This window comes from Ralstonia chuxiongensis, from assembly GCF_024158925.1.
GTDB classification, from domain to species: domain Bacteria; phylum Pseudomonadota; class Gammaproteobacteria; order Burkholderiales; family Burkholderiaceae; genus Ralstonia; species Ralstonia chuxiongensis.
Genome location: NZ_JAMYWC010000013.1, coordinates 1 through 15554 on the forward strand (window position 1 = coordinate 1; position 15554 = coordinate 15554).

Sequence of the window (15554 nt, forward strand, 5' to 3'; positions counted from 1 at the left end):
GCGTCATTCGAGCGCCAACGGTCTATCACCGGTAGAGTTCGAACAACGCCATTCCCAACGGCTCGCGGGTGTCTAGGAAAGCCGGGGCGATTCACGCACGCCCTACGCACGCGCCGAAACGCAAGCGGGCAGCCTCCTTTCGGGGGCCGCCCGCATCTTCCCTTGCTTCTCTTTCTACTTCGCGACCTGCCTCAGGCGCCCATCGCCGGGTCTGACACGCTGTCCTTGCCCGTTTCCATGCGGCCGGCAAAGCGCCGCGTGAAGCCGCCTTGCGGCACCGTCACCGTAAAGTCGTACCAGTTGCCCTGGCGCGCGATCGGCCAGTGCTGGTCGAGCTGCTTGCCGGCCGGGATGTCGAACGTCCACGGGCCGTCGGTGCGGTAGGCGTTGGGTTTGACGGTGAAGGTGCAGCCGGCGGTGCCGGTGTTCATCATCGTCACGTAGACCTCGGCGTTGGCCAGGTCGTAGCAGACGCGGATTTCCGGTGCGCTTGATCCCGCTGCCGACATGGCACTCACATCGCCCGAGAACGCGCGGTGGAAGCCGTTGGGGCCGAGCACCCACAGGTCGTACTTGCCCTTGTCGGCGGTGAAGACGTCCCACGCATCGTCGAGCATCTTGCCGGGCTCGACCGCATAGCGGCGCGGCACGCGGTCCAGATGCAGGCGGTCGTACACGTGGAAGACGGCGGCGGCCGTGCCGGTGTTGCTGAAGATCAGGCGCAACGCGCGGTTGGTGGCGTCTTCGCGCGCGCTGACATGCAGCTCGTACGGCAGGGCGCGCGAGGGGCGGGTGCCGGAGGCTTGTGTCGGCATCTGCTGCGCCGTCACCGAGGGCAGCGGCACTTGCGGCTGCAACCCTTGCGCGGTGCGGATGGAGTCGGCGGTTGCCTTGTCGCGGCTGGGCAGCGTCGGCAGCGTCTCGTTGTTCGGGTTGACGAAGTTGAAGGCGCTGGTCAGGTCGCCCAGCACGGCGCGACGGTATGCGCTGATGTTCGTCTCCTGGACGTTGAAGCGCAGTTCGAGGAAACGCAGCACCGAGGTGTGATCGAACGCCTGCGAGTTGACCCAGCCGCCGCGGCTCCACGGCGAGACGATGTACATCGGCACGCGCGGGCCGGGGCCATAGGGGTGTTGGTCCGTGTGGTATTCGCCGGCCGTGCTGACCGTCGATTTGCCGGCCAGCACGCCGTTGTCATAGGCGGGGGCTGCGGGCGGCGGCACGTGGTCGAAGAAGCCGTCGTTTTCATCGAAGTTGATGAACAGCACGGTCTTGCTCCACACGGCCGGGTTGGCGGTGAGTGCGTTGAGCACTTCCTGCGTGTACCACGCGCCCTGCACGGGGCTTGACGGGCCGGGGTGCTCGGAATACGTGGCCGGTGCCACGATCCACGACACCTGCGGCAGAAGGCCTGCGGCGATGTCGTCCTTCAAGGCCTGCAGGAAGCCGCCGTCGGGCATGGTGTTGCCGACGCCCTTGATGAGCGGGCTGACGGTTTCGTCGGCCGGCGTGTACGGTGGGAACGGGCTGCCGTCGGCCAGGTTGCCACGCGCGGTGTTGGCATCGCGGTAGGCCTTGAAGCCGGCGAGCGGGTTGTCGGTGAAGTTGTCCGGCATGTTCTGGTAGACCTTCCACGACACGCCGGCAGCCTGCAGGCGTTCCGGGTAGGTCTTCCAGTTGTACGTGACGCCGGCGTCGAGGTGGTCGCCGCTGTTGTCGATGACTGGGCCGCCTGCAGCGCCCGTCGGGTCGTTCGTGCCCGTCCAGTGGAACAGGCGGTTGGTGTTGGTGCCGCCGTGGAACGAGCAGTGGTACGCATCGCACAGCGTGAAGGCGTTGGCCAGCGCAAACTGGAAGTCCAGCTCGGCCTGCTTGTAATAGCCCATCGACTGCGTCTGCTTGTAGGTCGGCCACTTGCTCATGCGGCCGAGGTCCCATGCGTTTTGGGCATCGGGGTAGCTGTGCGGCGTGCCCGACACGCGCTGCGCGTTGCCGGCGCTGCTGTCGAGGTAATACGGCAGCACCGTGCGGCTCGGCCCGCTGCTTGGCACGTAGGTCTGCTGCCAGACGTTCAGCCCGCCGGCCAGCGGGATGGGGAAGCGGTCGCCGAAGCCGCGCACACCTTGCAGCGTGCCGAAGTAGTTGTCGAACGAGCGGTTCTCCTGCATCAGGATCACCACGTGTTCAACGTCGCGCATCGTGCCGGTGGCGTTGTTGGCGGGAATCGCCAGCGCATGGCGGATCGACGGCGGGAAGGCGGCGAGCGCGGCGGCGGAAATCGCCCCCGTGCTGGCCATCTTGAGGAAGTTGCGGCGGCTGCCGTTGTTGGCGTGGTTCGTGTCGGAAGTCATGTCGGTCTCAAACGCAAGTCGATGGGAAGCCGCGCGTTACGGAGCGCAGTGCAGGGTCGGCTTGTTGGCCGGCGGCTGGCCGGGTTGATCCGGCTGGGCGGCGCCAGGGCCCGTGCTCGGCGTGCCGTCGTTCGAATCGCCGCCGCAGGCTGTCAACGACAAGGTGGCGGCGCACAGCAGCACGGCGGCCAGCCAGTGCGGCCGCGCGAGAGGGTTGATGAAGGGCTTCATGAGCGATCTCGTTCGGGTTGGGGGAGGGGATCAGGGGTTCAGCGACGACAGCGGCTGGTGCGAGCCGTTGATCGTCTTGAGTTCGTCCAGCGTCAGCCGGCGCGTCCACATGGCGAGGTCGTCGTAGGCCATCACGCCCTTGAGCGAGCCCGGGTTGTTGGGCACGTAGTTGTGTGTGGCGTCGTCGTTCAGGCCCCAGACCTTGGTGGCCAGGCCATTGAGCTTGGTGACGTCGGTATTGGCGATGGCCTTGTCTTCCAACTTCTGCTCGCCGAGCACCGGGTCGAGGATGTAAGCGCTGAAAAGCTTGGCCTGCGCGTCGACCGACAGGGCGAGATAGGCCCACTGATTGGCGCTGAACTTCATGCCCTGGATGTCGTCGCGCTTGCCGCCGCTACCCAGGTTGAAGCGCACTTCGCAGCCGCCCCACAGGCCGATAGCGATGCCGGCATTGGAGCCGGAGTAGTAGTCCTTGTTGGCGAGGATCGGCTCGCCGGTGCCGTTGCCCTGGGAGCAATCCGACTTGAACCAGAAGCCAATCGTGAACTGCGGGCTCTGCGCGATGTCGGCGCCGTTCTGCGTGAGCTTGTAGGCGTCGATGCGCGAATCGACCGAAAGCGCCGTGCCGCCAAACGGGTCGGTTGCCGCAGAACCGCCGTCGGTGCCTGCCACCCACGGGCCGATCGTCGAACTGGCTTTACGGTCGGTGGGCGGCAGCGGGTCGAAGCTGTAGTACGCGGCCAGGCCGTTGGTGAGCGACGTCGCCAGCGGCGTCGGTGCAACGTAGGCGATCTGCGCAAGCATCGACACCGGCACGTTGTTGCGCACCAGCGTGTAGTTGATGCGGTAGATACCGCTTGCGGTCGCGATGTTGCTGTCGGTGTACTGCGTGGCCGTGGCGGGTAGCGTGGCAACCGGCTTGCCGTCGCGCAGCACGGTGATGGGGCCGCTCGCTGCTGTCGGGTTCTGCCAGTTCAGCACCAGCGATGCGCTGTACGCGCCCACGGCGCTCTGGAGGTTGCGCACGCCGATCGCGTTGGCGGTGAGCGCTGCGCCATCCAACTTGTGGGCGGTGGCCGGCACGGCGGCGTTCAATTGCGCCAGCACGGTCGGCACGATGTCGGCCTCGCTCGGCAGGGCAGCGAGCGCGGCTTCCGACGTGGGCGCGGCCATGCCGTTCTTGCCGAGCACCGGATTGACGCTCTTGTTCAGTGCGATGAACGCGGTGCGGTTTTCCAGCGTCGGCGCCGACGTCGTGGCACCTGTGGCGTCCAGACCGTGGCTGGTGGTCACGACGACAAGCCAGTCTTCGTTCGGGTTGGCGGTGCGGCGCTGGGCGATGGCAGCCTGCAACGTGCCCAGCGCCTGATCGACGTTGGCCAGCGCAGCCGCGTACGCGTCGCTTTGCACGCCGGAAGCCAGCGCGGCCGCAGCCGGCGCGGTGTATTGCGCGAAGACGACGTCGTAACCCGACTGCACCAGCTTCACGCTGTTCTGCGTCACGCAGGTGTCCACCTGGGCGCAGTCGACGAGCGTGTCGAGATTGCCGGCTTGCTGATCCGACTTGAGCAGCGCGGGCAGCACGGCCGAACTGACGGCGGCGCCCAGGCGTTGCGTGGTGCCGGCCGCCTTGGCGGCGCTGCGCGCATAGCTGAAGACGCTCGGGGCGGCCAAGGCGGTGACGGTGTCGTCCGTCACGCTGTGGCGGTTCTGCCAGGTGCCGGTCAGCACGGTGGCCCAGCTTGGCGTGTCCAGCGGCGGTTGGGCGGTGGTGGTACCCAGCGTGCCGCCGGTCGAAGCCGGCATCACCGCCAGGGTGCCCAGGTTCGGCAAGCTGCGCTGCAGGAGCGCGCTCTGCACCTGCGCATAGGTGGCACCGTCTACCCCGACCACCAGCACTTTCTTGCTGGCGCTGGTGGTCGGCGCATCCGTGTTGCCCTGGTTGGCGATGGGGCTGCCGTCGCCGCCGCCGCATGCGGTCAAGGTGGTCGCCAGCGTAGCGGCCACCGTCGTGCCCAGCGCAGCCGTCAGCAGGCGGCGGGCGGGTTGATTCCAAGCCATGTCGATTTCCTCGGTCGTTGTGTGCGGCGCTCGGTGTCCCGCCGCTGTGATTGCGCTCCCTGCAATGCGACCGAAGCGTAGGGTGGGGGCCTGTCGCTCAAGTGACAGCCGCGGCAAGAATGCTGATGCGGCTATTCGGATTTCTTGAGCGGGGGGAATGTCTAGGAGGGCGCGGGGCGCAGCACGCCTGCACCAGTGCAGTGCGCGGCACACGTGCCCCTACCGTGGATGAGGTGACGTCTATTGAGCTTGCGACGTCGATAGAAAGAATTATTCTGAAGAGGCGGTCATTGCGACGCCGCACGCCAGCCCCGCCGACCCGTTGTGCTGCCTGGGGTGGCGGGTTTGCGGCACTGCATTTGCGGGTGAAAAATAGTCCTCTGCCCCCACCTGTCAAGTCTAGGCAAATTCGATTGGGCCACTATACTTAGCGTCAATCCCGGAGTTGGACACTAGATGTAGTGGTCGCTTTCCGGGATTCTTATTTCAGCGCCACGCGGGGGCGAGCGTACGGCAGGTCGAGCCGGCGCTTGGGGGCTGAGGAAAGGCAGGGGTCTTTTCCGTCTCATTTCTCCGCGTAGCGCAAGGATTCGCCCAGGGTGCTTCACCCTCGGCGCGCCAATAAAACGAACGGTTCAACAGGAGTCCACATGCAGACGGCCCAACCAGAAATCCACTCCGGCACCGCCAACCCCTCCCAATTTGCGCAAAGCGCTGGCGGCACGGCCGCTGCCCCCAGCACTGGCTACGCGGACTACAAGATCATCCGCCGCAACGGCGCCGTGGTCAGCTTCGAGCCTTCGAAGATCGCAGTGGCCATGACCAAGGCCTTCCTCGCCGTGAATGGCGGGCAGGGTGCTGCTTCCGCGCGTGTGCGCGAGCTGGTCGACCAACAAACGCAGAACGTCGTGCGCGCATTGCTGCGCAGCCGCCCGAACGGCGGCACGTTCCATATCGAAGACGTGCAGGACCAGGTGGAACTGGCCCTGATGCGCTCGGGCGAGCACGACGTGGCCCGCGCCTACGTGCTGTACCGCGAGCGCCGCGCCCAGGAGCGCGCGCAAGCCGGCGAAACCCAGCAGCAACCGGCCTTCATCGGCCTCAACGTGACCGACGGCGGCATCACCCGCCCGCTGGACATGGCAGCGCTGCGCAACGTGATCGTCTCGGCCTGCGAAGGGCTGGGCGAAGCAGTGGACCCGGAGCCGATCCTCAAGGAAACGGTCAAGAACCTGTATGAAGGCGTGCCGATGACGCAGGTGTACGACTCGGCCATCCTGGCCTCGCGTACCCTGATCGAAAAGGACCCGGCATACAGCCAGGTCACGGCGCGCATCCTGATGCACACGATCCGCCGCGAGATCCTCGGCGAAGAAGTCACGCAAGCGGAAATGAGCACGCGTTACGTCGACTACTTCCCGCAGTTCATCAAGCGCGGCATCAACGCCGAGCTGCTGGACGACAAGCTGGCGCAGTTCGACCTGGCTCGCCTGGGTGCGGCGCTGGACGCCTCGCGCGACTTCCAGTTCAACTACCTCGGCCTGCAGACGCTGTACGACCGCTACTTCCTGCACATCAACGAAACCCGCATCGAGATGCCGCAGGCGTTCTTCATGCGCGTGGCGATGGGCCTGGCGCTGAACGAAATCGACCGCGAAGCCCGCGCCATCGAGTTCTACCAGCTGCTGTCGTCGTTCGACTTCATGTCGAGCACGCCGACGCTGTTCAACTCGGGCACGCGCCGTTCGCAGCTGTCGTCGTGCTACCTGACCACCGTGTCGGATGATCTGGACGGCATTTACGAGGCGCTGAAGGAAAACGCGCTGCTCTCCAAGTTCGCAGGCGGCCTGGGCAACGACTGGACCAACGTGCGCGCACTCGGCTCGCACATCAAGGGCACCAACGGCAAGAGCCAAGGCGTGGTGCCGTTCCTGAAGGTGGTCAACGACACGGCCGTGGCCGTGAACCAGGGCGGCAAGCGCAAGGGCGCCGTCTGCGCGTACCTGGAAACGTGGCACCTGGACATCGAAGAATTCCTGGAACTGCGCAAGAACACCGGCGACGACCGCCGCCGCACGCACGACATGAACACGGCGAACTGGATTCCCGACCTGTTCATGAAGCGCGTGATGGAAGGTGGCGAGTGGACGCTGTTCTCGCCGTCCACCTGCCCGGACCTGCACGACAAGGTTGGCAAGGCATTCGAGCAGGCCTACCTGGCTTATGAAGACAAGGTCGCGCGCGGCGAGATCAAGCTCTTCAAGAAGATGCCGGCGCTGCAACTGTGGCGCAAGATGCTGGGCATGCTGTTCGAAACCGGCCACCCGTGGATCACGTTCAAGGATCCGTGCAACATCCGCAGCCCGCAGCAGCACGTGGGCGTGGTGCATAGCTCCAACCTGTGCACGGAAATCACGCTGAACACCAACGACAGCGAAATCGCCGTGTGCAACCTGGGTTCGGTCAACCTGGTCGCCCACCTGATCAAGCAGGCGGACGGCAGCGTGGTGCTCGATCACGAGAAGCTGAAGAAGACCGTGCGCACGGCCATGCGCATGCTCGACAACGTGATCGACATCAACTACTACGCGGTCAAGAAGGCACGTGACTCCAACCTGCGCCACCGTCCGGTCGGCATGGGCATCATGGGCTTCCAGGACGCGCTGCACGTGCTGCGTGTGCCGTACGCCAGCGATGCTGCGGTGCAGTTTGCCGACACTTCGATGGAAGCCGTGTGCTACTACGCCTACCTGGCGTCGACCGAACTGGCTGAAGAGCGTGGCCGTTACAGCAGCTACAAGGGCTCGCTGTGGGATCGCGGCATCCTGCCGCAAGACTCGCTCAAGCTGCTGGCCGAAGAGCGCGGCGGCTATCTGGAAACGGATATGTCGTCGACGATGGACTGGGACAGCCTGCGCGGCCGCATCAAGCAGTTCGGCATGCGCAACTCGAACTGCGTGGCGATTGCCCCGACGGCGACGATCTCCAACATCATCGGCGTGTCGGCCTGTATCGAGCCGACGTACCAGAACCTGTACGTCAAGTCGAACCTGTCGGGTGAGTTCACGGTGGTCAACGACTACCTGGTGCGCGACCTGAAGGCACGCGGCCTGTGGGACGAAGTGATGGTCGCCGACCTGAAGTACTTCGACGGCTCGCTGGCCCGCATCGACCGCATCCCGCAAGACCTGCGCGACCTGTACGCAACGGCTTTCGAAGTGGAGCCGCAATGGCTGGTGGAAGCTGCCTCGCGTCGCCAGAAGTGGATCGACCAGGCGCAGTCGTTGAACATCTACATGGCCGGCGCGTCGGGCAAGAAGCTGGACGACACGTACAAGCTGGCGTGGCTGCGCGGCCTGAAGACCACGTATTACCTGCGCACGATCGGCGCCACGCACGTCGAGAAGTCGACCGTGTCGCGCGGCACGCTGAATGCGGTGTCGTCGGGTAGCGATACGGGCGGTGTGTCGGCTGCAGGTGTATCCGGCGTGACTTCGGCCGCACCGACCAGCGCACTGGACGCCGCTGCCGCCACCGCGCAGGCCATGCCGGAAGCTGAAGGCGCCGTGTGCACGATGCGCCCGGGCGACCCCGGTTTCGAGGAATGCGAAGCCTGCCAATAAGTCAAAACAGTGTCTGAGGTTGCTCCCGCGCAAGCGGGGGCGCCGTGACCTGAACGACACTGGACTCGCGCTCCAAAAGAGCGGGAGCGACGAGCAAAGAATTAGGAGAAACACATATGCTGAGCTGGGACGACGACGTCAAGCCTGCCGCACAACCTTCGGCTGCACCGCAGCCGGTGTATCAACCGCAGCCGCAACTGCAAACGGCCACCGCTGACCAAGGCGGCGTGCTGCCACCGTCGGCCACGGCCGCCGCCGTCGGCACTGGCATTCTCGGCAATAACCCGAACGCCGCGGCCGCACAGAGCAACCGCCGCGTGAACGCCGCCGACAAGCGCGTCATCAACGGTGCCACCGACGTCAACCAGCTGGTGCCGTTCAAGTACAAGTGGGCCTGGGAAAAGTACCTCGCCGGCTGCGCGAACCACTGGATGCCGCAGGAAATCAACATGTCGCGCGACATCGCGACGTGGAAAGACCCGAACGGCCTGACCGAAGACGAGCGCCGCATCATCAAGCGCAACCTGGGCTTCTTCGTGACGGCCGATTCGCTGGCCGCCAACAACATCGTGCTGGGCACATACCGCCAGATCACCGCGCCGGAATGCCGCCAGTACCTGCTGCGCCAGGCGTTTGAAGAGGCGATCCACACGCACGCGTACCAGTACATCGTTGAGTCGCTGGGCCTGAACGAGGCCGAGATCTTCAACGCGTACCACGAAGTGCAGTCGATCCGCGACAAGGACGAGTTCCTGATCCCGTTCATCGACACGCTGACCGATCCGTCGTTCAAGACCGGCACGCCCGAGAACGATCAGAAGCTGCTGAAGTCGCTCATCGTCTTCGCCTGCATCATGGAAGGCCTGTTCTTCTACGTCGGCTTCACGCAGATCCTGGCGATGGGCCGTCAGAACAAGATGACCGGTGCCGCCGAGCAGTACCAGTACATCCTGCGCGACGAGTCGCTGCACTGCAATTTCGGTATCGACCTGATCAACCAGATCAAGCTGGAGAACCCGCACCTGTGGACGGCCGAGTTCAAGGCTGAGATCACGGAGCTGTTCAAGAAGGCTGTCGACCTGGAATACCGCTACGCAGAAGACACCATGCCGCGCGGCGTGCTGGGCCTGAACGCGCCGATGTTCAAGGGCTACCTGCGCTTCATCTGCAACCGTCGCTGCCAGCAGATCGGCCTGGACGCGCTGTTCCCGAACGAAGAAAACCCGTTCCCGTGGATGAGCGAGATGATCGACCTGAAGAAGGAACGCAACTTCTTCGAGACGCGCGTGATCGAGTACCAGACCGGCGGCGCGCTGTCCTGGGAGTGATCTGAGCCACCCGCTCGACCCGCATCAACGCAAACAGCAGGCGACGCACAAGCGTCGCCTGTTTGCATTTTGGGGTGGCCGATTCACGTTTGTGCGGTTGCGCCGCGCCTGTCGGGCATGGCACGCTGCGGCTACCATTGCCCCCGGATTCCCGCCATGACGGTCGAAGCTTTCTTCTCGCAGACCTACGATGAAGCGCGCGGCAAGTTCCTCGCCGCCGCTCAGAGCCGCGGGCTCCGCATCGAGCGTCATCTGCATCCAGATGTGGTCGGGCCGTCCGGCGAGCAGCTTTCCATCGACACCGCGCTGCTTGCGCCGGCGCAGGCCCAGACGCTGCTGATCGTCACCTCCGGCGTCCATGGTGTGGAGGGGTTCTGCGGCTCCGGTTGCCAGAGTGGCTTGCTGCAAGACGACGAACTATTCGCGCGGCTGGCGGCTGCCAACGTAGCACTGCTGCTGGTGCACGCGGTCAATCCGTACGGCTTTGCACACTTGAGGCGTGTGAATGAAGACAACGTTGACCTGAACCGCAACAGCGTCGACTTTGCCGAGGCCGTTTCCGCCAACCCGGCCTATCTCGAAGTCGATCCGCTTTTGCTACCGCGCACGTGGCCGCCCAGCCAGGCGGTTCAGGCAGCGTTGCAGCACTACATCGTCACCCGCGGCGAGAAGGCCCTGCAAGACGCCGCAACGAGCGGCCAATACCGCGTGCCGGACGGCATGTTCTACGGCGGCAGCGCGCCGTGCTGGAGCACGCTGCAGATGCGCGGGATCGTGTCGCGGCATGCGGCCGGCATGTCGCGCCTGGTGTGGATCGACCTGCATACCGGGCTCGGCCACTACGGCCACGGCGAGAAGATCTTCAACAGCCCCGATCTAGCCGAACTGGAGCGCGCCGTGCGCACCTGGGGCGCCGATGTTCGGCCGATTGCGGCGGCAGGTTCGGTCTCGTCGGTCGTCAAGGGCGATCTGGTCGGCATCGCATACGAACTGCTGCCCGGCATCGAAAAGACCTGCGTGACGCTGGAGTTCGGCACGCTCGCGCCGCTGGCGGTGCTGCAGGCGCTGCGCGCCGACCATTGGCTGCATCGCCATCCGGAGCAGGGCGCCGCGCAACGCGCCGGCATTCGCCAGGCGCTACGCGATGCGTTTTATTGCGACGTGCCGGAATGGAAGGGGATGGTCTACGCGCAGACGCGCATGGCTGTTCTGCAAGCGCTGGCGCGGTTTTCCGGCTAGGGCGTCAGGCGACGCCGGCAGGATCAGGTGAAGGCTTGGGCGCCCGCACCGTCAGCGCACACCCCGCCGACGCGGCGATGATGGCCAGAATTGCCACCCACTGGCGCCCGGTCAGCTGCTCGTGCAGCACGATGGCCCCGGCCAGCGCGCCGATGGCCGGTTCCAGGCTCAGCAGCACGGAAAACGTCTTGCCCGGGAGGTGCTTGAGCGCCACCATCTCCAGCGAATACGGGATCGCGCTGGACAGCAAGCCGATGCCCAGTCCCGCCAGAAGGAGCGATGGTGAGAGCAGCGCCGACCCTGCCTGCGCCACCCCAAACGGAATCGCAAACAGCGCACCGACCAGCATGCCGATCGACGTAGCCTGGCCCGCATGCAGGCCGCCGAGGTTCTTGCCGGTCAGGATGTAGAGCGCCCAGCACACGCCGGCGGCCAGCGCATACATCGCGCCCAGGTGGTCAACCTGACCGACCGACTTGTCGGCCACCGTCAGCATGAGCAAGCCGACCACCGCCAGCCCGATCCACACGAAATCCAGCGCGCGGCGCGACAGCAGCACGGCCAGCACCAGTGGCCCCGTGAATTCGATGGCGATCGCAATGCCGATCGGCAACCGCTGCAGCGACAGGTAAAACAGCAGGTTCATGCTCGCCAGCGTGACGCCATACAGCGCGATGCGGCCGGCATCTGCGCGGCTCAGGTGCAGGCGCCACGGCCGCCAGAACGCCAGCAGGATCACCGCGCCAATCGTCACGCGATACGTGACCGTGCCCGCTGCGCCCAGCACCGGAAACAGCGTCTTGGCAAACGAGTTACCAAGGCACACAGAGGCCATCGAACCCATCAGCGCGAGGATGGGCATCCAGGGGGAGGTTGTTGTTGTGGAAGCGGCGGAGGCGGGAGCAGCGGAAGACATGGGCGACAGCGGAGGGGCGGCAGGAAGCGCAGCAGGGCAACGCCACAGCATAGCTGCGCGCCACCGAGAAATCGTTGCGTTCTCGGCGGCGCGGGCGTCGCTTTTTATCGAATTGGCGTGCTTACAGGGCGGCCGCGCTGGGGCGGATCACGTCGATCAGCAACACGCGCAGGCCTTCGCGCTCGCCATCGGGGCGCGGAGTTACGCCGCGCTGCGGGCGGGGGGCAGCGAGCGGTGCCGGGTCTTCAGCGCTCATGCCAAAGACGGCGAGTCTGGACGCCGCGATGCGCTGCAGCGTGCCGCGCACACCGGGCACATCGAGGTCTTCAGGGTCGAAGCCGGTGGTGGCCGTCCAGTCGTCGCGGGCGATGTCCTGCAGGCCGTTGGCCATCTCGAACTGCAACGACGCCCCAAAACCCTTCTGCAACGAGTGCGAGCCCAGCAGGTATTCCGCCGTCAGGAAGCCGCGCAGCCGCGTCCAGAACGCCAGCGAGCTGATATTGCCGCTCTTGAGCGCGTGGCTCGGGGCGACTTCCCAGCTGTGGTCGAGCAGTCTGTTGATGAGGCGGCCCCAGGTCGGCACATCGGTGCCGGCGGAGCAATCTTCGCCGGGGCCTTCCGGGCGTGCGAGCTGGCGAAGCAGGCCGGTGAACGAACCGGAACTGGGTCGTGTGCCGCCGGCTTGCGCGCCCGACGGCCAGCGCCATTGCAGCGGCGAAGCCGGCCGTGCGCCAGGCCATTGCGCGTACTGCTGCAGGCCAGTGCAGGGCGTCAGGTAGCGCCATTGACGCTGATCGCGGCCAACGCGGCGCAGCGGGTCCAGCTCGGCCGACAGGTCAAACTTGCCCAGGAAGGTTGCGTTGCGCGACTTGATCGGCGAACGCGCATAGACGTTGAAATCGGGCCAGCCTTCGTACAGGTTGATCTGCGGTAGCGCGTGGTGCTTGTCGAGCGCATCGTCGGGCTGATCGATGCGGCGGCTGGTAAGAAACAGCGCGCGGCAATCGAGCGTCGGCACCGCGCCGCGCAGGCGCAGCAGCACGAGCAGATCGCCGAATTCCGCTGGGCGGGCTTCCGCGCGCGCCGGATAGGCGTGCGGCTGTTCTTCGGGCCAGAAGGTGGTCAGGCGCAGGGCCGAACCCGGGAACGCACTGCGCAATCCCTGCCGGAGCAGGCGCAAGCCATCAGCGTGGCGCAGGATGCGCAGGACGGAAAGATCGTCGCGCAAGGCGGCATCGGGGTGGGGCGCGCGGCCGCCGTGCTCTGCGGCCAGCGCAAAGCGCCACAGCGCGGTGTCGCTGGCCAGATCCTGTGCAGCGACATCACGCACCGCACTGGAGCGGCCGCCGGACATCGGCTCATGGGCGTCGCCGGCGGTGTCTCCAGCTGCGGCGTAGACGCTGGTGGTCGACCCGGCAATCGCGCCAAAAGGGCCCCTGAATGGCGGCCGGTTGCGCTCGGGCATGGCTATTCCAACATGGTTTTATCGATTCTCTGGCGCGCAGCATAGCACCATGCGACACACCAGAGAACGGCGCCGCGTCCCTCCCCTCGTTGGGGGAATAGGACGTGAAATCGCACCCATCAGGCGGTGCGGAACGACGCCACCGCGTCCCGCAGCACCTGTGCCTGCTCTTCCAGCGACAGCGCAGCGGCCGCAGCCTGCTCGACCAGCGCGGCGTTCTGCTGCGTCACCTCGTCCATCTGGTTCACGGCCTGGTTCACCTGCTCGATGCCGGAGCTTTGTTCTTCCGAGGCCGAACTGATCTCGCCCATGATGTCGGTCACGCGCTTGACGGCGATCACCACCTCGTCGATCACGCTGCCGGCTTCGGCTACCAGCGTGGTGCCGTTTTCTACGCGGCCAACCGAATCGCCGATGAGTTCCTTGATCTCCTTGGCGGCCCCCGCCGAGCGCTGCGCCAGGTTGCGCACCTCGCCGGCCACCACGGCAAAGCCGCGGCCCTGTTCGCCGGCGCGCGCGGCCTCGACCGCGGCATTGAGCGCCAGGATGTTCGTCTGGAACGCGATGCCTTCGATTACGCCGATGATGTCGGCAATCTTCTTGCTGCTTTCGTTGATGCCGGCCATGGTGTCGATCACACGGCCGACCACCTCGCCGCCCTTGGTCGCGATGTCCGACGCGTTGACGGCCAACGTGCTCGCCTGGCGCGCGTTGTCGGCGTTCTGACGCACGATGCTCGTCAGCTCTTCCATGCTCGAGGCGGTTTCCTCCAGCGACGAAGCCTGCTCTTCCGTGCGTTGCGACAGATCGGCATTCCCAGCGGCGATCTGCTTGGTGGCACTCGCGATCGAGTCCGCCGACGTCTTGATATGGCCGATGGTGCCGGTCAGTTGCTGCTGCATCTGCGCCATGGCGACCAGCATGCTGTCGCGGTCGCCGGCGCGGGTTTGCACGTGCACGGCGAGGTCACCGCCGGCAATGCGGCGTGCCATCTCGGCGGCGTAGCTCGGTTCGCCGCCCAGCCCGCGCTGCACGTTGCGGATGATGAGCGACATGGCCAGCGACACCGCGCCGCCCACCAGCAGAATGACGATCAGATTGGCGATGAGCGAATGGCGGTACGCCGCATCCACTTCTTGCAGAAAGACGGCGCTGGAGATGTTCCAGTCCCACGGCACAAAGTGCTTCACGTAGCCGATCTTCGGCAATGCGGTCTCGCTGCCGGGCAGGCGGCCCTGGTATTCGGCAAAGCCGAAGCCCTTATCTTTGGCGGCGTTGACGATGGTCGGGTAGACCGGTTTGCCGGTCGGGTCCTTGAAGCCCGCGGTGCTCTTGCCGACCATGTCCGCCAGCGTCGGGTGCATCAGCAGGATGAACTGCGAATCGACCACGAAGAGATAGCCGGTGGAGCCGAAGCGCATCGAGGCCAGCGTCGACAGCGCGGCTTTCTTGGCGTCGGCTTCGCTCATGGCGCCCGATTGCGCGCGGCCGTGATACAGCTTGGCGATGCCCTCGGCGGCGTCCACCAGGTTTTGCAGGCCGACTTTGCGCTCGTCAAGCATGGTCGCGCGGGTCTCCATCGCGCTCCAGATGCCGACGCCGATCAGCCCCAGCCACATCAGGCCCAACGCAAGACGCAGCTTTGCTTTGAGTGTCCACTGTCGCATGTCGCGTTTTCTCCACTTATTGTTTGACGTCTCCCCAATGGTGTAACGGCGGTGGAGTGGTCTTCTTTAATGGAGACACCGTGCGCGCAGTGTGCGGATTTCCACAAAAAGAAGGCGCCGGCTTGCACCGGCGCCCGAAGAGACGGCACCCACCCACAAGGAGGGGGCGCCGCCGCGCGTTGGGATGTTTCGCTAGGTTTTGCTATCAGCTGGCGATCATTGCTCGCGAACCCACGTTTGCGTGCGGCCCAGCAGGCTGATGCCCAGGAAGCCGCGCACATTCAGTTTCTGACCGTCTTCCGACAGCGACATCTTGGCGCTGTAGACCTTGCCGTTTTCCGGGTCCAGGATCTGACCGCCATCCCAGTTGTTGTTGCCGTCCGCCTTCAGACCCGTGAGGATCGTCAGGCCCTTGATCGGCTGGTCTTTGCGGTCGTCCGTGCACTTGGTGCAGGTCTTGTTCTCGTCGCCGGGTACCAGGATCTTGCTGACCTTGCCCGAGAACGTGCCGCCGTTATCGATGATCGTCACTTCGCCTTTCTGTTTGCCTGTGTTGTCATCGATGGTCTTCCAGATGCCGGCGGGGCTGACTTGCGCGAAAGCGCTGCCGGCGGCCAGTGCGAGTGCCAGTGCGCCAGCCAGGCGCGCGAGAGCGTGGGGGGTATGTTTCATT

10 protein-coding genes are annotated in these 15554 nt (G+C 65.4%); 3 read left to right on the forward strand and 7 right to left on the reverse strand.

The window, feature by feature from the left end; all coding sequences use genetic code 11:
• Positions 1–191 precede the first annotated feature (191 nt).
• From NKG59_RS25675 to NKG59_RS25685, 3 genes are read right to left on the reverse strand one after another with little or no spacing between them, the layout of a single operon-like run.
• The gene (locus NKG59_RS25675; RefSeq protein WP_253543025.1) at positions 192–2351 is read right to left on the reverse strand and encodes a phosphocholine-specific phospholipase C; all 2160 of its coding nucleotides are present in this window, start codon (positions 2349–2351) and stop codon (positions 192–194) included.
• Positions 2352–2387: 36 nt separating this feature from the next.
• Positions 2388–2582: a hypothetical protein gene (locus tag NKG59_RS25680; protein WP_045204792.1), complete on the reverse strand. Its 195-nt coding sequence runs from the start codon at positions 2580–2582 to the stop codon at positions 2388–2390.
• Positions 2583–2612: 30 nt separating this feature from the next.
• Positions 2613–4643 carry a LamG domain-containing protein gene (locus tag NKG59_RS25685; protein WP_253543027.1) on the reverse strand — a complete coding sequence of 677 codons (2031 nt, stop codon included), beginning with the start codon at positions 4641–4643 and terminating at the stop codon, positions 2613–2615.
• A 650-nt stretch (positions 4644–5293) separates the two neighbouring features.
• Between NKG59_RS25685 and NKG59_RS25690 the strand changes: the two genes are divergently transcribed.
• From NKG59_RS25690 to NKG59_RS25700, 3 genes are all read left to right on the forward strand, one after another.
• A complete protein-coding gene (locus NKG59_RS25690; protein WP_045204794.1) occupies positions 5294–8266 on the forward strand; it encodes a ribonucleoside-diphosphate reductase subunit alpha in 2973 nt (990 codons plus the stop codon).
• Positions 8267–8382: 116 nt separating this feature from the next.
• Entirely contained in the window at positions 8383–9594 is a 1212-nt protein-coding gene (locus NKG59_RS25695; RefSeq protein ID WP_045204795.1) for a ribonucleotide-diphosphate reductase subunit beta, read from the forward strand.
• Between the two features lie 156 nt (positions 9595–9750).
• Entirely contained in the window at positions 9751–10833 is a 1083-nt protein-coding gene (locus NKG59_RS25700) for a M14 family metallopeptidase (RefSeq protein ID WP_253543029.1), read from the forward strand.
• A gap of 4 nt (positions 10834–10837) precedes the next feature.
• Here NKG59_RS25700 and NKG59_RS25705 read toward each other — a convergent pair whose 3' ends face one another.
• The 4 genes from NKG59_RS25705 to NKG59_RS25720 form a co-directional block, all read right to left on the reverse strand.
• Positions 10838–11749: an EamA family transporter gene (locus NKG59_RS25705; protein WP_082076085.1), complete on the reverse strand. Its 912-nt coding sequence runs from the start codon at positions 11747–11749 to the stop codon at positions 10838–10840.
• A 121-nt stretch (positions 11750–11870) separates the two neighbouring features.
• Entirely contained in the window at positions 11871–13214 is a 1344-nt protein-coding gene (locus tag NKG59_RS25710) for a hypothetical protein (RefSeq protein WP_045204798.1), read from the reverse strand.
• A 119-nt stretch (positions 13215–13333) separates the two neighbouring features.
• Entirely contained in the window at positions 13334–14881 is a 1548-nt protein-coding gene (locus NKG59_RS25715) for a methyl-accepting chemotaxis protein (RefSeq protein WP_045204799.1), read from the reverse strand.
• Between the two features lie 216 nt (positions 14882–15097).
• On the reverse strand, positions 15098–15553 hold the full coding sequence (locus NKG59_RS25720) for a DUF2147 domain-containing protein (protein WP_045204800.1): 456 nt from the start codon (positions 15551–15553) through the stop codon (positions 15098–15100).
• Position 15554: the final 1 nt, after the last annotated feature.